The organism is Candidatus Hydrogenedentota bacterium (genome assembly GCA_035416745.1).
In the GTDB taxonomy this organism is placed as follows: domain Bacteria; phylum Hydrogenedentota; class Hydrogenedentia; order Hydrogenedentales; family SLHB01; genus UBA2224.
Window position 1 is genome coordinate 14,517 of the sequence record DAOLNV010000060.1, and the last position, 21,075, is coordinate 35,591.

The 21,075-nt window shown below is 59.5% G+C and carries 18 protein-coding genes; 7 read left to right on the plus strand and 11 right to left on the minus strand.

Features of this window, described 5'->3' with window-relative positions; genetic code table 11:
* Positions 1 to 35 precede the first annotated feature (35 nt).
* Positions 36 to 2,438 carry an alpha-L-rhamnosidase N-terminal domain-containing protein gene (locus tag PLJ71_16190; GenBank protein ID HQM50229.1) on the plus strand — a complete coding sequence of 801 codons (2,403 nt, stop codon included), beginning with the start codon at positions 36 to 38 and terminating at the stop codon, positions 2,436 to 2,438.
* Between the two features lie 42 nt (positions 2,439 to 2,480).
* Here PLJ71_16190 and PLJ71_16195 read toward each other — a convergent pair whose 3' ends face one another.
* Positions 2,481 to 3,863 carry a right-handed parallel beta-helix repeat-containing protein gene (locus PLJ71_16195; GenBank protein ID HQM50230.1) on the minus strand — a complete coding sequence of 461 codons (1,383 nt, stop codon included), beginning with the start codon at positions 3,861 to 3,863 and terminating at the stop codon, positions 2,481 to 2,483.
* A 51-nt stretch (positions 3,864 to 3,914) separates the two neighbouring features.
* Complete coding sequence (locus PLJ71_16200; GenBank protein HQM50231.1) at positions 3,915 to 5,762, minus strand: ATP-binding protein; 1,848 nt, start codon at positions 5,760 to 5,762, stop codon at positions 3,915 to 3,917.
* A 224-nt stretch (positions 5,763 to 5,986) separates the two neighbouring features.
* Here PLJ71_16200 and PLJ71_16205 point away from each other — a divergent pair, with 224 nt between their 5' ends.
* From PLJ71_16205 to PLJ71_16215, 3 genes are all read left to right on the plus strand, one after another.
* A complete protein-coding gene (locus PLJ71_16205; protein ID HQM50232.1) occupies positions 5,987 to 6,994 on the plus strand; it encodes a Gfo/Idh/MocA family oxidoreductase in 1,008 nt (335 codons plus the stop codon).
* A gap of 64 nt (positions 6,995 to 7,058) precedes the next feature.
* On the plus strand, positions 7,059 to 8,402 hold the full coding sequence (locus PLJ71_16210) for a sulfatase (GenBank protein HQM50233.1): 1,344 nt from the start codon (positions 7,059 to 7,061) through the stop codon (positions 8,400 to 8,402).
* 115 nt (positions 8,403 to 8,517) lie between these two features.
* Entirely contained in the window at positions 8,518 to 9,324 is an 807-nt protein-coding gene (locus PLJ71_16215; protein ID HQM50234.1) for a sugar phosphate isomerase/epimerase, read from the plus strand.
* Between the two features lie 172 nt (positions 9,325 to 9,496).
* Here PLJ71_16215 and PLJ71_16220 read toward each other — a convergent pair whose 3' ends face one another.
* Complete coding sequence (locus PLJ71_16220; protein ID HQM50235.1) at positions 9,497 to 9,988, minus strand: hypothetical protein; 492 nt, start codon at positions 9,986 to 9,988, stop codon at positions 9,497 to 9,499.
* Between the two features lie 125 nt (positions 9,989 to 10,113).
* Here PLJ71_16220 and PLJ71_16225 point away from each other — a divergent pair, with 125 nt between their 5' ends.
* Complete coding sequence (locus PLJ71_16225; GenBank protein ID HQM50236.1) at positions 10,114 to 11,232, plus strand: GHMP kinase; 1,119 nt, start codon at positions 10,114 to 10,116, stop codon at positions 11,230 to 11,232.
* Between the two features lie 73 nt (positions 11,233 to 11,305).
* On the opposite strand, the gene PLJ71_16230 is transcribed toward PLJ71_16225, so the two are convergent.
* The 4 genes from PLJ71_16230 to PLJ71_16245 form a co-directional block, all read right to left on the minus strand.
* Positions 11,306 to 12,118, minus strand: coding sequence for a sugar phosphate isomerase/epimerase family protein (locus PLJ71_16230; GenBank protein ID HQM50237.1), 813 nt, complete (start codon positions 12,116 to 12,118; stop codon positions 11,306 to 11,308).
* 27 nt (positions 12,119 to 12,145) lie between these two features.
* A complete protein-coding gene (locus PLJ71_16235; protein ID HQM50238.1) occupies positions 12,146 to 13,513 on the minus strand; it encodes a diguanylate cyclase in 1,368 nt (455 codons plus the stop codon).
* A gap of 133 nt (positions 13,514 to 13,646) precedes the next feature.
* On the minus strand, positions 13,647 to 13,889 hold the full coding sequence (locus PLJ71_16240; GenBank protein HQM50239.1) for a hypothetical protein: 243 nt from the start codon (positions 13,887 to 13,889) through the stop codon (positions 13,647 to 13,649).
* 145 nt (positions 13,890 to 14,034) lie between these two features.
* Positions 14,035 to 15,213, minus strand: a complete 1,179-nt coding sequence (locus PLJ71_16245) for a Gfo/Idh/MocA family oxidoreductase (protein HQM50240.1) — start codon at positions 15,211 to 15,213, stop codon at positions 14,035 to 14,037.
* Positions 15,214 to 15,896: 683 nt separating this feature from the next.
* Here PLJ71_16245 and PLJ71_16250 point away from each other — a divergent pair.
* Positions 15,897 to 16,277 carry a hypothetical protein gene (locus tag PLJ71_16250; GenBank protein ID HQM50241.1) on the plus strand — a complete coding sequence of 127 codons (381 nt, stop codon included), beginning with the start codon at positions 15,897 to 15,899 and terminating at the stop codon, positions 16,275 to 16,277.
* 30 nt (positions 16,278 to 16,307) lie between these two features.
* Positions 16,308 to 17,648 (plus strand): sulfatase, encoded by a 1,341-nt coding sequence (locus PLJ71_16255; GenBank protein ID HQM50242.1) that lies wholly within the window; start codon positions 16,308 to 16,310, stop codon positions 17,646 to 17,648.
* Between the two features lie 6 nt (positions 17,649 to 17,654).
* On the opposite strand, the gene PLJ71_16260 is transcribed toward PLJ71_16255, so the two are convergent.
* The 4 genes from PLJ71_16260 to PLJ71_16275 all read right to left on the minus strand — a co-directional run bounded on the left by PLJ71_16260 (position 17,655) and on the right by PLJ71_16275 (position 20,708).
* Positions 17,655 to 17,942 carry a hypothetical protein gene (locus PLJ71_16260; GenBank protein ID HQM50243.1) on the minus strand — a complete coding sequence of 96 codons (288 nt, stop codon included), beginning with the start codon at positions 17,940 to 17,942 and terminating at the stop codon, positions 17,655 to 17,657.
* Positions 17,943 to 18,012: 70 nt separating this feature from the next.
* Positions 18,013 to 18,732, minus strand: a complete 720-nt coding sequence (ric, locus tag PLJ71_16265) for an iron-sulfur cluster repair di-iron protein (protein ID HQM50244.1) — start codon at positions 18,730 to 18,732, stop codon at positions 18,013 to 18,015.
* A 141-nt stretch (positions 18,733 to 18,873) separates the two neighbouring features.
* Entirely contained in the window at positions 18,874 to 19,296 is a 423-nt protein-coding gene (locus tag PLJ71_16270; GenBank protein HQM50245.1) for an Rrf2 family transcriptional regulator, read from the minus strand.
* 68 nt (positions 19,297 to 19,364) lie between these two features.
* Positions 19,365 to 20,708, minus strand: coding sequence for a calcium/sodium antiporter (locus PLJ71_16275; protein ID HQM50246.1), 1,344 nt, complete (start codon positions 20,706 to 20,708; stop codon positions 19,365 to 19,367).
* Positions 20,709 to 21,075 lie beyond the last annotated feature (367 nt).

The window sequence follows — 21,075 nt, forward strand, 5'->3', positions numbered from 1 at the left end:
TTGGTATATTTGCACGCAACAAGGGGGTGCGAGCAATGATGTCGAGCATTGGCTGGGCGTGTGTGGCCGGGTTAGCCGCACTGGGCGGGGCCGTAGATGCGGGTCCTGAACTGCAGGCGTCGATGGTCTGGCTGGCATCGGCGCCGTATGGGACGCAGGCGTATGCGGCATTTCGGAAGACCGTCGAGATTCCCGCCGCCGTAGACGGGGCTTCTCTTCACATTTTTGCCGATTCGCGGTACATGCTATGGGTGAACGGGAGGTATGTCGAGCGGGGTCCGTGCCGTTTCGACCCTGCCGCGCCAGAATATGACACGCTTGACGTAGCGCCGTATTTGAAGCTTGGCCGCAACATCCTGACGGTGCTGGTGCACCATTATCACGACGAGAAGGCGGACAACGAACCCGAAGGGTTTTGCGGGCGCATTATGCGGCACCAGCCCGGGTTTGCCGTGAAATTCGAGGGGCGTTGCGCGGACGGCTCGGCCATAGCCTTGCGCTCCGACGCGGCGTGGCGCGGGACCACGAAGACCCGGTTTCTGCCTTCTACTCCGTCGTGGAGTTCGATCCCGGACAATATCGACGCGCGCCTGGACGACGGCGACTGGACTGCTCTGGACTACGATGATTCGGGCTGGGAGAATGCCGCGCCCGTTGACGGGGCGTTGTGGGGGTCGTTGCGTCCTCGCGCGATTCCGTTCCTGCGCGAGACGCCGTTCGTGCCGCAAACGCTGGTGAAACGCAGTGATGCTCCCGACGGAGCAGCGCGCGCTCTATTTGAAGCGCTGCCTCTTACCATTCCCGCGGGACAGGATGTCGTGCTTGATGTGGGCCGGTCGGTGCTGGCGTACGACGTCATTGATTTCGAGGCCGAAGCGGGAACCGCGCTTGAGATTCTGCATGGAAGCGGGTGGCGCGACGGAAACTTCGACGAAGCATATTTCCCTAACCGTTACATCGCGCGGGCGGGGCGGCAGACGTATAGTGCGGGCGACACCTTCGGGTTCCGGTACATGCGCATCCGCGCCGAGGGAGGGCCTGTATTGGTCCACGGCGTGACGGTCGTCAACCGGGTGTATCCCTTCGAGCGCGAGGGGCGTTTCAGGTGCAACGACCCGTTTCTGAACCAGCTGTGGGAGCGTTCGATCCGGACCGTCGAGCTGTGCAGCGAGGACAGTTACACGGATTGCTCGACCCGCGAGCGGGTGGAATGGATGGGCGATGCGGCGCTTTCGGAGTACCCCATCACGCGGGCGGCCTTCGCGGGACCGGGGGCCGACGGGAGGCCGGTTTACAGCGACCCGCGCCTGGCGCGGAACATCCTCTGGCACATCGGGCTGAGCCAGCAGGAGGACGGGCGCGTCAAGGCTCACCATCCCTCGGACCGGTGGGATATTCATGGGTACATCGAAGATTACGCGTGCCTGTGGATTCACACCCTGCGCAGCTACTACGACAATTCGGGAGACGCCGAGTTTGCGCGCGAGCTGTGGCCGCGGGTGGTGAAGCAGCTGGAGTGGTTTCTCGGTCATCGCACGGAACGGGGCCTGGTGAATGCCCGCGAGTTCGTATTTGCGAGCAATCCTCTGGCCTACAAGGTTTGTGAGGGCGCCACTCTCAACGCTTATGTTCATGGCGCCCTGCTTGACGCGGCGTATCTGGCGAATGCGCTCGGCGAGACAGCTTCCGCGGAACGGTTCACCCAGGAAGCGGCGTCCCTGCGCGAGAGCATCAACGCGCACTTGTGGGATCGCGATGCCAAGGCGTACCACGGGGCAATCATGAACGGTGAGAAGACGCCGTTGACTGCTTACGCGGCGATGACCTCCCTGTATTTCGGCGTCGCGCCGGAAGAGCATCGAGATGCGCTGGTGGCGTGGCTCGCGGCACATCACGGACAGGTGGGGTCGCCTTTCGAGCATTTCTTTGTATTCGTGGCGTTGTATGGCGCGAACGACCCCAAGCTGGATGGGCTTGCACTGGAGATCATGCGGTCGAAGTGGGCGTCCACCCTGGCCCGGCAGGATCTGGATACGGTGTTTGAAGGATTCGGGGGCGGAGCCCTGTGCCACAACATGGGAGCGCCTCCCTCCTACTTCCTGAGCACGCGGGTACTGGGTGTGCGTCGCGAAGGGCCCATATCCCAGGGCGGCCTCGTGGTGGACCCGCGTCCCGGCGGCCTCGCCGAAGCCGAAGGCGTGGTAATGACCGAATTAGGCCCCGTCGCGGTGTCCTGGACGCGAACTGAAGATCTGTTCACCCTTCTGGTAGACCTTCCGCACCGGGCCATGGTAGTTGTGCCGGCTTCGAGGCCCGGTTCCGTGCGCATTGAGCCGTCCGAAGGCGCGCAGGAACCGAAGCCATTGGGCGTGCAGGGTCGCGCCGCGGTTTACGAAGCGGGCCCTGGGAAGTACACTTTTGCGGCGCCGTGTTCATAGCGGGACTTTGAACGGTCACGATTTTGAGATGCGCGAGGCGTCTTACTCGCCGAATTCTTCGAGGGGGATGTTGGATACGCCCCGGGACCCGGGCTGGAAGATGTTGCCGATGAAGGTCAGGCGCTCGGGTCTGGGGTTATCCGAGATGAAGACGGCGTATTCGTAGCGGGGCGGCTCCTGGAGGCGTTCGCCGTCGCGAATCTCCCCTTCCTTGCTGGTGTCGTAGACGATATTCCCTTGGATGATGACGTCGGTCATGACGGGATTTTCGGGGAGTTGTCCGGATTCGAGGCTGATGACGCCGCTGACCGAGTCTTTCCAATTGAAATGCTCGTAACCGAAGCCGAAATCGGAAAAGATGTTGTTGGCGATGATGTTTCCTCGGGTAAAGTTGGCGCCGCGGGCAGGTTGGGTGTCTGTGGCGGGTTCGGCGGGGTGCGAGGAGGTGCCGGGCATCATGATGAGGCCCCAGAGGTCCATGTGCGAGATGTTGTTGTTGGCGATGATGACGTTTCGCGAGCCGTGCATGCACTTGATGCCGATGAAGGCGTGATCGATGTCGTTGCCCGTGCAGGTTACATGGTCGGCGTGAAGGTTGATGCCCTGTGCGGCATTTTGAATCTGGTTGTTTGATACGATGATGTGACTTGTTTGTTCGGGCGAGGTGACGACTATGGCGCTGCCCTGGTGCCAGTTGTTTGCATAGTCGCCGGGCGGGGCGAGGCGGCCCTTTTTCGTCGGCTGCCTACCCTCGGTGAGAAAGCCCAGTTTGTGTGCTTCCTTCGTTTCGGCAGTGGGAAAGAGCCGGTCTTCGATGACGCGGTTGCTGTCTATCGAGATGTTTTGTCCGGCGGTCACGAGGATGCCGGTGCCGTCGATGACGCGGAATGCGTAACCGTAGAGTTCGTTGGCGGTGCGGTCGTCGATGCCGATGCGTTTATAGTTGCGGACAGTGCACCCGCTGACTACGGCGTCCTGGCAGTTTTCGAGGCAGATGGTGCCCGAGGTGCTGTGGTTGTCGAGGAGGCGGACGTTTCGGAACTCGATGTTGCGGCAACGGCGCGCGACCAGGCCATGGCGCAGGACCTCCCGATTTCCTTCGGACCGGGTCAGAGTGAGGCCTTCGATACGGACGCCCGAGACATCGTCAATCGAGATGATATCCTGGTCGTCATCGGTTTGGACGATGGTTCCCGGGCCCCAGAGGCCGGTGCCGCCCGCGTGAATCCGGAGGGTCTCGGAGATGGCGTAGATGCCGGCGGGAATGAAGAGCATCTCCCCCGGATGGGCGTCGACGAGTTGCTGGAGAGGCATGTCCATGGTTGCCGCGGGTTGCGCGCCTTCCTCCGCACCAGGAGAAACGGACGGCCACCATGCGGCCAGGGCGCACAGCAACAGCGAACAAAATCGGCGGGGCGTTCTCATGATAGCCAGACTCGCATTGTGTGCGAGATGGCGGCGGCGGGACGCGGCATGCTACCCGTCTTGCCCATCGTCCTCCGGCAAGGGTAAGGTCACGGTGAAGGTGGCGCCTTTGCCCGGTTCAGATACCATGTCGATGTCGCCCCCATGTTCTTTCACGATCCCGTAAGAGACGCTTAACCCGAGTCCCGTTGCCTCGCCGAATTTGCGGGTGGTGAAGAATGGGTCGAATATCTTCGGCTGAATTTCCGGTGGGATTCCCGGACCGTTGTCTTCGATGCGGATGTACGCTCTGTCGTGTTCCGTGCCCGTGGAAATGCGCAGTTTGCGCGGGCGTCCCTTCACGGTTTCCAGGGCCTGGTGGGCGTTGTTGATAAGGTAGAAGAAAACCCGGCGCATTTCGTTGACGTCGACCCGCAGCGGGGGAATGGCGTCGTCGTAGTCGGGTTCGATGGATATGCCGCTGATGCGCAATTGGTATTCGCGGAGCTGCAGTGTGTCCGCGAGGAGCTGGTTTATGTCATGCAGCTCTTTAAGGGCTTCGTGGTGGCTGCCGAACGAGAGGAGGTTTTCGACGATTCGCCTGCAGCGCTCGGCCTCCTCGGCGATTTGGTCGAGGCGGTCGCGCATCTCGGGTTCGAGTTCGCGCCGCATCAGGAGTTCCGCGTAACCGATGATGCCTGTAAGGGGATTGTTCAGTTCATGGGCGACTCCGGCGACAAGTTCGCCGAGGGTATACAGTTTTTCCGATTGAAGCAGGCTGCGCTGCAGTTCGAGTTGTTCGGAGACATCAATGATGAGGATCAGGTGTCCGTGGGCTTCGGGGTCATGTCCCATGGGCTGAGCGAGCACGTCGCACTTCACGGGTGTGCCGTGACCGGTCTTGCCGATAAAGCGTTCGCGCAGCTCAAGGCCTTTTTCCAAGGCTTCTCGCAATCCCGCGGCGACAGCCGAGTCTTCTCCGCCCCAGAGACCGAAGACCGAATCGCTGATCAGGGTGTTGGCATCGCGGGCGCCCAGCAATCTGGCGGCGGTCTGGTTGGCGTTCGTGATGCATCCGTCAGCGTTGGCCAGGAGCACCCCGATCGGAAGGCTCTCGAAAAGGTTTTCGAGATTCATGTTGGCCCGCGAAATGGTCTCTTGCAGGCGCCGTTCGAGGACGAGGTTCCGCGCCACTCCAATGACCGCAATTACGTCGCCCTCGTCGCCGAACAGCGGATGGGTGTCGATTTCCAAGGGTACGCGGGACCCGTCGCGTGCGTAGACTTCAATCGAATAGGGAGACCGGATAGCAGCGCCGGGGGATTCGAGCCGCGCCTCGACCAAGTCCACGTAATCGGGAACGACGAACTGGTAGATGGAGAGTCCCTCGTGCAGCTGGCCCCTGGTGTACTTAAGCATCTCCAGTCCGGACTCGTTGATGAAGAACAGCACGCCGTTTACATCGTGGGCGTAGACCATATCGTTGGTGTTAGTGAGCACGCCCTCGAAGAGTTTCCACAGCTGGGCGCCTTTGGGTCCGGACTCTTCGCCGGGCCCTTCCTCGAGGAGGGCGCGAAGGGCGTGGCACGGCGCCATGAGAGGCAGTCCGGGGGTGATAGTGAGGAAGATGTCGCGGAGGCTCAGGACGGTCTCGCGCTGCTTAGCCTCGCTCAGGGCGGGACGGAGCACTTCAATGATTGCCGCCTGAAGGGCGCAGAGAATGCGGACAAATGCGTCATCCTGCTCGACCATGGCGCGCAAGGCTAGGTCTGGCGGCATCTTAGCGCCCGCAAGAGCGGCGGTAACGGCTGCCAGGAGGGCGCGGAGTTCCTTTTCGCAGGCGTCCGCATCCACCTGTTGCAGCGTGCCTTCAATGATGGCGTCGATATTCTCACGGATGCACTTGGCGGCTCGTTTCATAACCCCTCCGCCAGAACAGAAACCTGCCGGCGCCCACAGCCGGCACGGCCCTCTGCTTACTCAAGCACTTAGTATAGCAGAGTTTGCGCGGCATTCAAGCATGGCAATGCCGGTCTTGCTGAGTCTAGCGGCGGGCGGCCTCGGGGGATTTGACATCGTGCCGCGGAGATGGTTGAATTGCCCCCTGATATGTCTAAACAAACCGGTTCGGGGAGGCAAATACGATGGCTCTGAATGTGGCGATCGTGGGAATGGGCAACATCGGCAACGTACACGCCGGATGTTATGTGAACGAGCCGCTGGCCAAGATCGTGGCCGTATGCGACATCATCAGGGAGCGTGCCGACGCGGCCTCGGCGAAGTACGGATGTCCGGCGTTTTACAGCGTGAGATCCATGCTGAAGAGCGGCATCAAGATCGACTGCGCGAGCATGTGTACGGCAGGGAAGGAAAACGGAGGCGATCACTACAAGGCCACCATGGACCTGCTGAACGGCGGGATACCCGTGCTTGGCGAGAAGCCGATCTCGAACGAGATCCCCAAGGCACGGAAGATGGTGGCTCTGGCGAAGCAGAAGCGCCTCCGGTATGGGATCAACCTGAACCACCGGTTCACGCCGGCGGCGCGTCTTGCCAAGGAATGGATCCAAAAGGGCCGCCTGGGCGAACTGAACATGATCAACATGCGCATGTGGATCAACAATCCGAACGAGACGTCTCCTCACTTCCATATCCGGGCGTTGCATCCGCACTCGATCGACGTGATGCGGTACTTTTGCGGCGACGTGGAGCGCGTCCAGGCGTTTTTCAAACGGGGCATGACAATCGACGGCAAACGGAGGAACTGCTGGTCAAACTTGCAAGTCAACATGCTGTTCGAGAACGGCGTTCTTGGCCATCTCTGCGGAAGCTATGACGCGGGCGGGGGGTTCGGGCTGGAGAGCTGCGAGGTAACGGGGAGCAAAGGGCGGTTCCTGATCCTGGAGGCTTGCGAAGAGATAACGTTTTACAGCCGCGAGTCCACTGAAACCGAGCACTATCACCATTTGGGCGGTATGACGAATTTCGGCGAAACGTTCCCGGACCGGATCCACGTCTGGCTCGAACAAAACGCCAAGAAAGTTGCGCCGAGCCAGATCGACGGGTCCGGCGAGGAAGCCCTGAAGGCCCAGCTCATTATCGAGGCGGCTATCGAGTCTTGGGAGAAAGGAAAGCTCGTCGATCTGAAGTGAAAAAGTGACCACGGCCTGAGAGGCAGCCGCTTGGACCCAAGGGACGCGCAACAAGGAGTTGACCATGCCGAAACGCCCGCCGAACCTGTTGATTTTCGCCATTGACAGCATCCGCCGCGATCACATGAGCTGTTATGGGTATCCGCGGCTTACGACGCCGCATATGGACCGTCTGGCCGTTGCGGGGACGTTGTTCGAGAATGCGTTCAGCGCGTATATCCCTACAACACCGGCCTACGTAACGATGTTGACGGGTCGGGACGTGATCGCCAACCAACAGGTTGCGCTGGGGCCTTTGGGTCCGATGGCGGAGGACCAGCCTACTCTGCCGGAGTTATTGAGACCCGCGGGGTACCGGTCGGTCATGGTGGGCCACGGCGAGTGGTACCGGGGGTTTGACAAGTACCTTCAGTATGAAGGCTGGGGTGGCCCGTGGGACGAACGGCCCTCGCGCAAGGCGGAAAACTTGAACAACGCCGTGCTTCCTGAATTGGAGCGGTTGCATGCTTCGAAGAAGCCCTGGATGTTGTATTTACGGCATATGGACCCCCATTCGCCGTACTATCCCCCGCCCCCTTATGACAGCCTGTTCTATTCGAAGAATCCGTGCAGCCGGAACCTGCCGAACACGATGAAAGCCGTGCGCGCGTTCAAACCGTTTGCGGATTACCTTTTGTCGTGGCTGCCGCCGGGGATCCGGGATGCCGAGTTTGTCATCGCCCAGTACGACGGGGCGCTGGCGTACATGGACGCGTGCATCCAGCGGCTTGTTACTCGGACTGAGGAACTCGGGATAGCAGAGAATACGCTGATTATCATCACGGGCGACCATGGCGAGACGTTGTATGAGCATGAGTGCTGGTTTGACCACCACGGGCTGTATGAACCCACGCTGGTGGTGCCGCTGATCTATTACTGGCCGGGCACGATCGGAAAGGGCGCGCGGAGCAAGGCCATGACCCTGCAGGAAGACTTTGTGCCGACGGTGCTGGATATTACGGGGCAGAGCCGCCTTGCCAAGGGGGTCACGTTCGACGGGGTCTCGCTGAAACGGTACTTTACGGAGACAGGCCGCTCTCCACGGTCGGAGTTCTATATCACCGAGTGCACATGGATGCGCAAACACGGGTGGCGTACGCCCATCTGGAAGTTCTGGGACGCCCTCGAACCGGACTTTCACGGTAAGCCTCCGGTCGAACTTTACAATCTGCTCGAAGATCCCAAGGAATTGCGCAATCTCGCCGAGAAAGAGCCCGGGCTCGTCAAGACGCTGCGAGACCGTATGAATGCCTGGCTCAAGAAACGGTGCCGCGCAACCGGCAAAGGGAACCCCATCGAGTTGCATCAAATCGGCCTTGACCGGCGTATCGGCTCAATCGAAACGGCCAGGAAATTGCAGAAACGGTAATCTGAAAAGGGGTATCTGGGGCCCTTCTCTGAAGAAAAGGGTGGCCCCTTTCCAAGAACTTTGTGGCGGTGTTTTGCACCGTGCCAGTCGCACACGAGGACGAGAGGGCGCTGAGATGATCAAACTGGGTGTGAATACGGTGTTGTTTCAAGGATTTGATTTACGCACGGCCATGCAGCATATCAAGTGGGCGGGGTATGACGCGGCCGAGATCTCTGCTATCAAGGGGATGTGCGAACATCTCGAACTGGATAGCTGGAAGAACCAGGCCGGGGATATCAAGGCGCTCGTGCAGGACCTGGAACTCCCCATCACCGCCATGGAAGAAGCCGCTCTGGATGAGGACCGCCTCATTAAAGCTTTCGAGGCAGGGGCGGAAATCGGGATCCCCGTGGTAAATGTCGGTCCCGGCGGTTCACAGGGTAATCCAGAAGACCTTGGGAAGTGTCTGGGAATGTTAGCGAAGATGGCGGAGAAGGCGAAGCCGTTCGGGGTGAGTTTGTGCGTGAAGGCGCATGTGGGCGCGGCTATCTGGAACACAACCACCACGCTCGTGGCCATGAAACAGATCGACTCCCCGGCATTTGGCATCGATATGGATCCCAGCCACATCCATCGCGGGGGTGAAGTCCCCAAGGATGCCTTGAGAGAGGTCGTATCGCGCGTGAAGCATGTTCACATTCGCGATTGCGCCGGTTCCGGCCCCTCCCCCGGTCCGCCGGAACTGCAGGCCTGCGGACGCGGCGACATTGATCTCATGGGATACTGCAAAGTGCTCGTAGACGCGGGCTACAGCGGGCCGGTGAATCTGGAAGTGATTGGCGCCGGCTCATACGAGCTCAACCGGTGCGCCATCATTGCGGCGGAATCCTACGGGTACCTGAACGCGTGCCTTAAGGCGTGTGGGGGCCGGCAGGGATAGTTCGCATCGTTTGTTCAGATTGCGTGCGGGTCTTCGGATCAAGAACGATACAGAAGTGATCAACCACAGTCTCTGCCGCCTTTCCAGGGCTGCGCCCCGCGTTCCGTGTGAAGGCTGGGTCTATGGCGGCAGCACCAGACCCCTTGTGCGCGACCCGGCGAAAACAACCACATCACTCGTCTTTCTTCAGCATGCCTTCCTGTCTGGCCTCTTCCGGGGGTACGGGCATGAACAGGGTCACAATGCGGGCGTCTTTACCGGAACGGTTCATCTGATAGACCAATGGCACTTCTTCCCCCACGGAGAATCGCTCAAAGCTGGATTTATCGGCGAAGACGTCACGGCGGATTGGGTCACCTTCGGGGCGGAGGATGTCTACGAAGACGACGTATCGTTCTCCTGGGGTACCGGCTTCTTCGAGCCTTTTGGAAACAATGACTCCCTTTCCCTTGATTTCAGGTTGGCCGTAGTATTCGGAAATCTTTGCCAGAGCATTCCCGAGAAGGAGCACAGCGATGATGGCGCAGATGGAAGCAGTGAGCATGTATCCCGGCCTGCGGACCTTCTCGGCGACTGGCGGCGCGGAGGTTCGTGAGACACGCAAATAGGGATGCTGCTCAGCTACATGATCCCGGAAACTCTGCCGGTGGTACTTCGTAGGCATCCGAACGTTCTCCTCACCATCGCCGCTGGTGCGCCGCATGACCCATGCACGTAACTATCTGCAACCATTGTAGCATCCTTTTGAAATGCGGAGGGAGACGCAAGCGGTTTCAATGGGGTTTTCCAATGCGTTCCAGCGTGCAGGCCGTCCGGCGGGGCGGTCCTGAAGTGCAGCCGGGAGCGAGCGGAGCGTTGAACGGCCTGGCTGGCTGGCGTATTCTCCTTGAAACTGTGCACGAGGAGGGCCAGATGGCGTGTGAAGCGGTTGCATATGCCCGGGCAGGGCTGGTCGGGAACCCCTCGGACGGGTATTTTGGCAAGACGATAAGTTTCACGTTCCGGAATTTCGCGGCCAAGGTGAGCCTGTACGAGAACCCGCAGGTGGAGATCATCCCGAATCTGCGGGACCGGTCGACTTACAACTCGATCCAGGAACTTGCCGACGACGTGCGCGTGTACGGGTACTACGGCGGCATACGGCTCATGAAGGCAACGATCAGCCGCTTTGCCAGGTACTGCCGGGAGCACGGCATCAGGCTGCCGGAGAAGAACTTCTCGATTCGGTACAGGTCGAATATTCCGCGTCATGTGGGGATGGCGGGGTCGAGCGCGCTGGTCACGGCAACCCTGCGGTGTCTCATGGAATACTACGAGATCGCCATCCCGGACGAGATCCAGCCCAATCTGATTCTGAGCGTTGAGGCGGATGAACTGGGTATATCGGCGGGTTTGCAGGACCGGGTGATCCAGGTCTATCAGCAATGCGTGTTCATGGATTTTGACAGGGCCCTGATGGAGGGGCAGGGATACGGCGCGTATGAGCGGCTCGACCCGTCCATGCTGCCCAACCTGTTCATTGCCTACCGTACTGACCTGGCAGAGGGTTCGGAGGTCTTCCATAACGCCATTCGCCAGCGATGGCTCCAGAGGGAGCCGGAAATCGTGGACGCGATGAAGCGGTTCGCCGGGTTCGCCCAGGAGGCGCGGGATCTGATTGTGTCGGGCCGGGGAAGGGAGATCGGGCCCTTGCTTAACGCGAATTTCGACCTGCGCCGGTCCGTATACACCATCAGTCCCGCGAACATCGACATGGTGGAACGTGCGCGGTCGGCTGGAGCGTGCTGCAAGTTCACGGGTTCCGGCGGGGCTATTGTGGGCATGTACGAGGATGAGACCATGTACGGGGCCATCCAGCGCGCTTTTGCGGGGACAAGCATCATCGTGCTGAAACCCGAGATCGTGTAGGCGGCCCTGTTAACCGTCGGGACTCACGGCGCCCGGCGCCGGAGTCCCGAGAATGCATTCTGGCGGAGCGGCCTCAGACGAATTTCCTGAGGTATTCGAGGCTCTTGGTAGCGATGGTTTCGGGGCCGAGCTCGAACTTGAACACCTCGACCGACATGTACCCCTCGTACTTGATCTCGCGCAGGGCTTCGAATATGGGTCCGAAATCCACGTCTCCAAAGCCGGGCCCGTTCATGTTTTCGTCATTGGCATGATAGTGGGCCAGGTATTTGGCGTATTTTCGGATGAGCGTTGGGCGGTCTTCTTTTTCGAAAGTCATGGCCTTGGTGTCGAGCAGCAACCGGAAATTGGGGTGGTTTACGCGCTCGATGAGCTTCACGGCATCCGCGGCATTTGTGCAGAAGTTTGTTTCCAGATGGGTCAGGGGTTCCATGCAGATGGTCACGCTATGCTTCTCGCACGCGGGCAGGGCTTCCTCGAAGACTTGTGCCGTGTACTCGAAGGCCTGGTCGTAGGTCAGGCTCTCGTGGACGTTGCGCTGCTTGGGTGAACCGAAGATCATCACGTGGCCGCCCACGTCGCCGCAGAACTGGGCCAGGTCAACGAGGTATCTGGCCGCGCGGTCCCGGTGTTCTTTGTCGGGATGGTTAATGTGCAGGGCTTCAGGACCCACAAACACCCAGTGGATGCCGATGACATCAAGGTCGACTTCTTTCGCGCGTTTGACGATTTCCTTGCGGGTTGCGGCGCTGATATCGGTCACATACTGGCTGAACGTGAAGGGCGCCAATTCGATGCCGTCGTAGCCGGTCTTCTTGACGTAGGCGAACGTGCGCGCAATGTCGTTCCATTCTTTGAAGATCTCGTTACAGATAGCGAATTTCATTGGGACGCAGTTCCTCCTTCCTGGGATTTATTGCAGCGATTCCCCGGCCGGGGCCGGTTTGCAGACCTGGTTTCCGCCTGCGCGCTTGGCCTGGTACATCAAGGCATCGGCCTTCTCGATGAAGGACCGGACAGTAAAGCCTTCCTTGAAAGAGACGCAACCGATGCTGAGGGTCAATTCGTCGAATCCGAATTCCTGGAAGGTCTCCCGGATACGTTCAGCGATGGCCATGGCCTGTTGCTCTTCCGCTTCGGGGAGGATGACGGTGAATTCGTCGCCCCCGTACCGGAACCCGATATCGACGTGCTCACGGGTGCACTCGAGCACCGCTCTTCCGGCTCCGCAGAGGACCTTGTCGCCCTCGAGGTGGCCCCGGCTGTCGTTGTATTGCTTGAACTTGTCGATATCAAACAACAGCAGCGACAGGGGACGCTTCTGGCGTTTGGCGCGTTCCACTTCGTTTTCGAGCCATTCAAAGAATGACCGCTGGTTGTAGAGGCCGGTCAGGCAGTCTTTGACGGACATTTCCTTGAGTTCTTGTTCGAGGCGCTTCTGCTCGGTGATGTCTTTGCAGATCGCGAGAATCGAAGCGAACTCGCGCCGGGCGTCTTCGACCCTGGAAAACGAGATATTCACGGGCACTGTCGAGCCGTCGCGCCGGAGGATGCCGGTTTCGTGGTTCTTGAGATGTACACTTTCGCTCAGCATGCGCTGGACCTTCTGGAACTCGTATTCGCCGCCGGCAAGCAGGTGAGCCATGGGTAAACCGATAAACTCCTCGCGCTCATATCCGGCCATCGCCAGAGCGCCCCCATTGGCGAATTCAGTCCTCCCGTTCTTGCCGACAGTGATGATGCCGTCAACGGTGCTTTCAAGAAGGTTCTCAAGATACTGTTTGGTTTCGCGCAGCTCATGGTTGACCCGCTCGAGCTCCGTCGTGGCTGAGTCCACGCGTTGACGGAGGCGTTCCTGGTACTGGTGGCTTTGCGTGAGCGCCTGTTGCTTTTCGACTGCGCGGGCCACCGAGCGCGAGATGTCTTGGAGGTTGAACGGTTTGAGTACGTAGTCTTCCGCCCCCAGCCGCATGCACTGGATGGCCTGGGTGACTTCCGCCATGGCCGACACCACAATAATGGAAAGATCTGGGTCGATGTTTCGGGCCCGGCGCACGATTTCGAGGCCGTCCATCTCGGGCATGCGCAGGTCCGTCAAGAGAAGCGAAAACCGTTCTGCGCGCAGCATATCGAGGGTGCGGGCTGGCGACGTGGTCGTCGTGCATTCATATCCCGCCCCGGTGAGGTGCTGGGAAAGGACTTCCAGGATGCCGGGTTCATCATCGAGTATCAAAACGCGCTTGACAGCCAATTCCGTATCATCTTCCGTTGCTGTAGCCAAGTGTTTCTTCCCGTTATCCGACAACCCAACCGCTCGTGCGTGGCTCCCGGAAAAAACTCTCCCGTAGACGTCTTGCCCGAAACGTGTCGCGCGCCGAAGTCAGCCCGAGCTACCCGGAAGCGCAGGAATGGGGCTACAAGTACTTCACAACGACAATCATGACGAAAAACGCGGCAACCCCGACGAACTTCTGGGTCTTGTTCGGTGCGCGGGGGTCGTTGGCGCTGCTCTTCTTGGCGAACAAGCCCTCGATCCCTTTTTTCTCGCTCAGGTCCAGTTCGTCACCGGCGGCGTAGGCAAATTCGGCGAAATACGCCATCATCAAGAAGAGCACGAGGCACAATGCGACCATTTGCAACCCTTGGCGACTCATCATGTCTTCATCTCCCAGCGATGTCGCATGCAAGAACACACCTCTAAAGCTACAGGAAGCAGAATACCAGCCCGACCAGCCGGTTTCCCTTCTCTATTATTTTACGATGAAACGTCCTTCAGTTGCAAACGCCAACTCTATCAAGGGCTTACGCCCAGTGTTTCAGGGGATGCGCGCGTTGGGCCACGGGCAGCGAGACTCTCCCCCCGTTTATGTAGGCCGCAAAAGCGCCTTGGATGAATTCGTAGGCGGTGCGCCCGTCCTGCAGACTTGCCTCGGGAATACGGTCCTCTTCGATAGCTGCGATGAGGTCGTCAATGATGGGGGCGTTTCGTTCGACATCCGGGTTCTGCATCGTCACTTCGGCGGGGGCGTCCGGCAAAGGCGCCCAGGCTATCCCGCTCAATCCCGGCGCCCAGGAGGGGTCGGGAAGATAGGTCACGCTTGGCGGAAGGCCGTTTAAGCGGGTTTTGATGACGCCTTTCGAGCCGTAGATGTCCAATCCCCAGCGTTTGCCGTCACCGTCCGGCTGAATGATGGAACCGAAAAACATGGCAATGCCTTTGCCCAGCCCGAACATGGCGTTGATGCGATTGCCGACGATGGGTCCGAGCGGTTCGGTGGCCTCCTTCACGTCGGAGGGCTTGGCGGGCTTGCCGTTGACGGTGATGTCGGCCATGCACCATTCGGGCTTGCCCATGATGCTCTGCACGAGGTCGAATACGTGCGTACCCAACACAATCATGTCCTCCCCGCCCGCCCTGTTGTCTTCTTTGCCGTGGCTGCGGAGTTCGATGATGTGGCCGATGATGTGCTCTTCGAGGAGCATTTTCTTCATATGGCGAACCGGCGGAGACATGCGGTAGTTGTGCGCCATGGCCCATTTCAGATTCTTGGCCTCGATGGCGGCGGCCATTTCATCGGCCTCGGCCAGATCGGCCGCGATGGGTTTCTCGAGGAAACCATGGCAGCCGTGTTCGGCGCAGGCGAGGACGTACTCCTTGTGGCGGACTGTCGTGCGCGGGCCTACGGACACCAGGTCGGGTTTCTCCTTCTCGAGCATCTCGCGATAATCGGCATAGGTGCGTTCGGCCTTGGCCTCCGCGGCGTGTTTTGCCCGGCCGGCTTCGTCGGGGTCGGCCAGAGCGACGACCCGGACATCCGGCCGGTTCGCGAAGGCCACGTGCATGGAATGTCCGTATCCCCCCTCGTTGGTATCGCCGATGATGCAGGCCTTATACTTCGCGCCGCCGGCTTCGGCCGCGCATTGCGCGATGAACGGGAACGCTGCTGTGCTGGCCAGGAATCCGCGCCGGTTCATGTTCATGGTCTTTCTCCCTCTGCGCACGTCACGGGGGCGCCGGGGCCCCGTACGGGCACTGCAATGGCTTCTTCCGTGTGTGGCGCCTATCGTCCCATGACCAGCGGCTTGGGGTCAAGCTTGGCGCGTTCGCCCGCACCCTGACGAACGGGTTAAGCACATTGGAGACCTTGCGGTCGTAAGAGTGGCGTGGTCAGGAAACCACGCCACAGCGGGAGGAAACCACGCCACAGCGGAGCGGAGGATGGGGTGCGAAGAGTGCGAATGTGCGAAGGGTGCGAAGGGGTTGCAGACCTGCGTCCGCAGCAGTGGCACGGCGGCGGCTAATCCTCGGTAAGCATGTCTATGTCTCGGGCTTTCAGCCCTGTTGGGTGTTTTGGCTCGGATTTCCTGGCCAGTCTTTTCAGGCTGGTATGCGACGCGGCGTCGGCGCTCAGAATGGTGTTGTCCGTGGTGGAAATATCTTTTAGCCCTCCAACGTGAGCTACTGATGCACACTGCCTCCTCATTTTTCGAAAAGATGATTAAACCCTGCAAAGGGTTGTGCGGAGAGACGGGGACGCGCATGCGCGAGAACAACGCTGCCGTGGAGGGGGCTGGTTCCCGGGAGGTTTATCGTAGCGCGCCGCAATAGTTTCCGGTAATATACGCGGGCGTGTACTGCTGGTTCTCTTGGAAGGGAGATGTGGATGTCTGACAACACCGTCGTAGCGCCTGTGTCGCCGGGGCGAATGGTTACCACGGCTTTCTTTCACGCGGCGCTGTTGATGTTGTTCACGGTGTTTTTTGTGCGCATGGTTCCGGATTTCGCCGAGCAAGCCGAGCATGCCGGGGGGACTTTGCCGGTTCTGGCGCGCTGGATGATTGTATTGTCGGCCTTTCTAATGAGGCACTGGTACTGGGCGCTGCCTTTGCTGGCGGTGGCGGATGCGGCCGGGCTGTTCGCGGCGGCAAAGACTTTCGGCAAACGCGGGTTGCTTGTCTGGTCGGTTGTGGTGAGCGGTATTGTTGCGGGAATAATGATCCTGGGGACAATGGCCATGCTGGACACCATATCGAGCATGGCGTAGGCATCTGTAATCGGGCAAGGAGGGAATTCCGTGCCGGGGAAACGTCCGAACATCGTTATTTTTGCCATTGACAGCATTCGCCGGGACCATATGAGTTGTTATGGCTATGAGCGATTGACCACGCCGTATATTGACCGTTTGGCGGCGGGAGGCACGCTTTTCGAGAACGCTTTCAGTGCCTACATTCCGACGACGCCGGCCTATTCGTCTATCCTGACCGGCTGCGACGTGGTCCGGACTCAGCAGCCGTCGCTAAGGCCCAAGGGCCCGCTTCCTGAGGAGTTGCCTACGCTGCCCGAGATATTGCGTTCGGCGGGCTACAAATCGGCGTGCGTGGGGTTCGGGGGCGATTTCTACCGGGGGTTCGACAAGTACCTGAATTTCGAGGGTTGGATTTCGTGGGAGGAGAGGCCTGCCCGGAAAGCGGAGAATCTCAACGCGGTGACCATTCCTGAGTTGGAGCGGCTGGCGCGTTCCTCGAAGCCGTTTTTGTTGTTCCTGCGTCACATGGACCCGCATGCCCCCTACCTTCCCCCCGCGCCGTACGACACGATGTTCTATTCGAAAAACCCGTGCGCCAAGGGCAACAAGAGCATGAAACCGGTGTTCGCATTCAAGCCGTTTGCGGACTTCCTCCGTTCCTGGATGCCGCCGGGAATCACGGACAAGGACTACGTGATCGCGCAGTATGACGGCGAGATCGCGTACATGGATGCGTGCATCCAGCGGCTCCTGACGCGCCTGGAGGAACTGGGCAGATTCGAGGATACGCTCATCGTCGTGACCGGCGACCATGGGGAAACGCTGTACGATCATGGAATTTTCTTCGACCATCACGGTCTATATGAACCCACGCTTGTTGTTCCGCTGATCTTCCATTGGCCGGGAACGGTTCCTGAGGGAGTGCGGGCGCAGGCGTATACGTTGCACGAGGACCTCGTGCCGACCATCCTCGATGTATGCGGCCTGACGCGGCATGCAAAGGGTGTGCGGTTCGACGGGCGGTCTAGCAAAGGGTTTTTCACGGATGCCACCGGGTCGCACCGATCAGAGTTTTACATCAGCGAATGCACATGGATGCGGAAACACGGCTGGCGCACGCCGGTATGGAAGTACTGGGAGGCCCTTGAGCCGGACTTCCATGGAAAACCACCCGTAGAATTGTACAATCTCGTCGAGGACCCGCAAGAAAGCCGCAATCTGGCGGATCAGGAGCCGCAGCTCGTCGAAATGTTGCGCCAACGGCTTCGCCGTTGGGAGAAGCGGCGCGAACGCGCGGTGGGCTTGCGCAACCTCATCCACGATTACAGTTTGGGAACAGACCTCTACATCGGTTCGATAGCCACGGCGAAAAAGCTGCAGAACCGCTGACCCAGCTTAAGAACGGGCCGGCGCACGCCGCCCCGCGTGCTCCGACTGAATATAGGCCTCCCGCAGGGCGCTCAGGAGCGCCATCTTGGGTTTGAAAGGCGCGTCGGCTGCGTGTTTTTGCGCAACAGACGCCACGAGGGCTTTCTCGATGAGCATCTCCGCTCTGCGGGTGTCTCGCGTGAAATGCCACGCCACCCCATAGAGGGTCTTGAGGTAGGGCAGGAACTCCGCAAAGTCCTTGTCGTCATATGCAATCGCTATCGTGTTCGCGGAGACCCGGCCGTCGGTACGCATGGTTGATGACCCTCCGTCTCGTTTGCGCGGTCCGCATGCTTGTATGCCGCCAAAGGGAGCTTCCCTTGAATCACCGGGAACAGGCGGATTCCTTCTTGAGCGTCTTGGGAAAGAGGATGTTATCCTCCTTGTGGATGTGTTGATATGTGTCCCATTCGAGGCGTTCGAGTTCCCTTATCAACCCCTTGTAAGTGTTGCAGGCCCACTCCGGGACTGCATAATCGTCCGTCAGTGCGCGCAACTGTTTGATAGTTTGACCCGCTTGTCTATGTTCCATTTCCATAACGCTTATCGGGCTTGACAATGCGCCGCAGGCGAAGCCTTGAAGGGGCTGGCCCGCGTCAAGACGGCTTATGGCGGGGAATAGGACCCGTTCCTCCTTCAAGAGATGGCTTTTGAGCTCGTGAGTCATTTCCCGTATGACCTGTTCGACCTCGTGGAGGCGTTCGTCCCGGTCGCCGTGGGTGCGGGCCACCTTCTCTGCCATGCTTGTCAGGGCGGGTAATGTCTCGTGGAGGTAGGCGTGATGCACCGCTACGATGTGTTCGGCGAGTTCGGTGAGGCTCATGTCCGCCGGGGCCGGGTGTGTTGTGCTGCCGCGGCCGTTTCCGTTCCCCAGCGTTCGCCGGACCTTTTCGGGGTCCAGGCCCTTTTCGCGGCAGGCTTCGGCCAGCGTCTTGCTTCCTCCGCAGTAGTAGTCGAGCCCCAGAATCTCCAGAATACCTGCCCGGGCGGGATCCTCGGCCACCAACTGGCCAAGGGTGGTCTTTGTGCTGATGGTCCTGGTCATTGGTTCGGTCTCCTTTTCGGTTTGTGGTTTCATGCAATGGCGGACTCCTCTCAGACTGGAAACCCTCAGCAGGCGCCGATCTATTTCGCGTAATCGCATGTCGATATCCTATTTGCGGGCAAAAAAACGATACGCCGTAATTTATGGTCTCGCTGGCTCCTGATTGTGGTGTCCCGCGAGGTCCTCCAGGGTAAAGTCCTTGAGCATGGACATGTACCTGGTGCGGACGTCCGCCCATTGCTTGTGCAGTGCGCACGGATGTTTCTCGGAGCACTTTTCCCTGCCGAGAAAGCAGCCCGAAAACCGGCTGAGATGCTCGATAGGGTCGACTACCTCGTAGAGCGTGATTGAGCGAGCGGGCCGCGCAAGTTTAAAACCGCCGCGGATGCCTTTCTGTGATATCAGAATTCCTTCGCGCGCAAGGGTTTGCATAAGTTTTCCGAGATAATTCGCGGGGGCGTTGATCAGGCGTGCAATTTCGCCCGCGCCGTGAAACTGCTGTTCCGCGTCTCCGGCCAGAAAGGCGGCGGCTTTGAGGGTATGTAAAGCGGTTCGGGTAATCATGCATCTTCCTTTATCGCATGTGATTATATTATTTAGCCGGGCGCTTGTCAAGGCTGCCGATGCGGCGCCTATTCGTTCGAGTTCATATTTCGCATAGCAGAAACAAGGTGGCGGGCGCGGTTCATGGTGTTCACGAGCAGACGCTTGGCCCAGATGAATTCCGTTGCCAGGATGCCCATTCCCAGCGGAATGACGATGGTGGCGGGTCCCGGGAGCAAGATCATCACGAGACCAATAAGGACGAGCGTTCCTCCGATGGTGAAAATGAGCAGGCGTTTGAGCTGGCGGAGCGTTCGTTTGGTGGTTATCTCGACGTTGTCCGCGAAGGGGCCAAGAATGCGTTCGAGATGCTTTTCGGAAATGAAAATCGACATGACCAGGACAAGCGCGGTCATGGGCAGAAACAGGAACGCCACAGCTTCGCTTACGGGACGCTCCATTGGGCTCTTGATGGCGTCCAGGATCAAGACCGTGACATACAGGCCGTAGTAGAAGACGAGCAGCACGCCTTCGATGCGGGACACCGTTGCGCCGGAGATGAAGATCGGGAGACATGCTATTGATGCGGCGACCATAACCAGAACATCATGGCGCAGCACGTCGCGGGAGACTTCAAGACCCCCCTGGCCCAGAACCGCGGATAGTCCGAGAACCCCCAGAAGATTGAAAATGTTGCTGCCGATGACGTTACCCACGGCGATGTCGCGTTGGCCGCGGATGCTGGCCCAGACCGAGGTAAACAGTTCCGGGAGGGAGGTCCCAGCGGCCACGATCGTCAGGCCGATCAGAACGTGGGATACCCCGAGTCTTTCCGCGACTTCGATAGCGCCTTCCATGAACCAGTGCGCGCCGAATACCAGTCCGGACAGGCCCAGAAGCACGAGTGCCGCGTTCGCCGCGAGGTATCTGGTTCTGAAGGGATCTTGAGCGGGGGCGCCAACGGGCGTGGTGTTTTCTTGTTGTTTCGCGTAGCGTTTTGAGAGTATCCCCAGTACCGCTGTATACGCGACGAGCGAAACCAGAAGCAAGACACCCTCTCCCCGTCCCAGCACGCCGTTCGCGCTCAGCGCCCAGAGCAGCAGCGACGTGCCAATCATGATCGGGACATCGAGCCGCACCAGCCGGGCCGACACTGCAAGAGGACGCACTATGGCGGCGATGCCTAGAATAAGCAGCACATTGAAGATATTGCTTCCAACAACATTGCCAACCGCCAACCCTGCCTCACCAGCAAGACTGGCGTGTGCGCTCACAGCCAGTTCCGGGACGCTTGTGCCGTAGGCCACAACGGTGAGGCCAATGATGAGAGGACTGATACGCGCCATGGCGGCAAGCCGCGAGGCCCCTCGAACAAGGAGTTCGGCGCCGGCCACAAGCAGCGTCAAACCTGCTATGAGGATGACAAGATACATTGCTTCTCCTTGGGAAGTATGCCGTGAACATCGTATCATGAGGGCACTCGCGAAACACGGGTCAAATGGCTCCCTTAACGGATTTGGGAACGCTCCGGGTTGATGCCGTGTTTGCGCAACAGAGAGCGGCGCATACGTGCCATATGCGGGCCAGAACAGAGAGGATGCTCTATCGCTTCACGCGCGTGGCGTAGGCTTTTCAATGAAGGCATGCCAAGGCTGAGATGAAGACAGCGTATTGGATAGCATTGGGTAGTATCGGGGCGGCAATTGTCGCATTCTATGCGCTCTCATTCCGCGCGCCGCACTCCTTTGCCCCGGCAAGCGGCAAGCGTTCGCGATGGCCGCGGCGGGCCGGTCTTGGCAT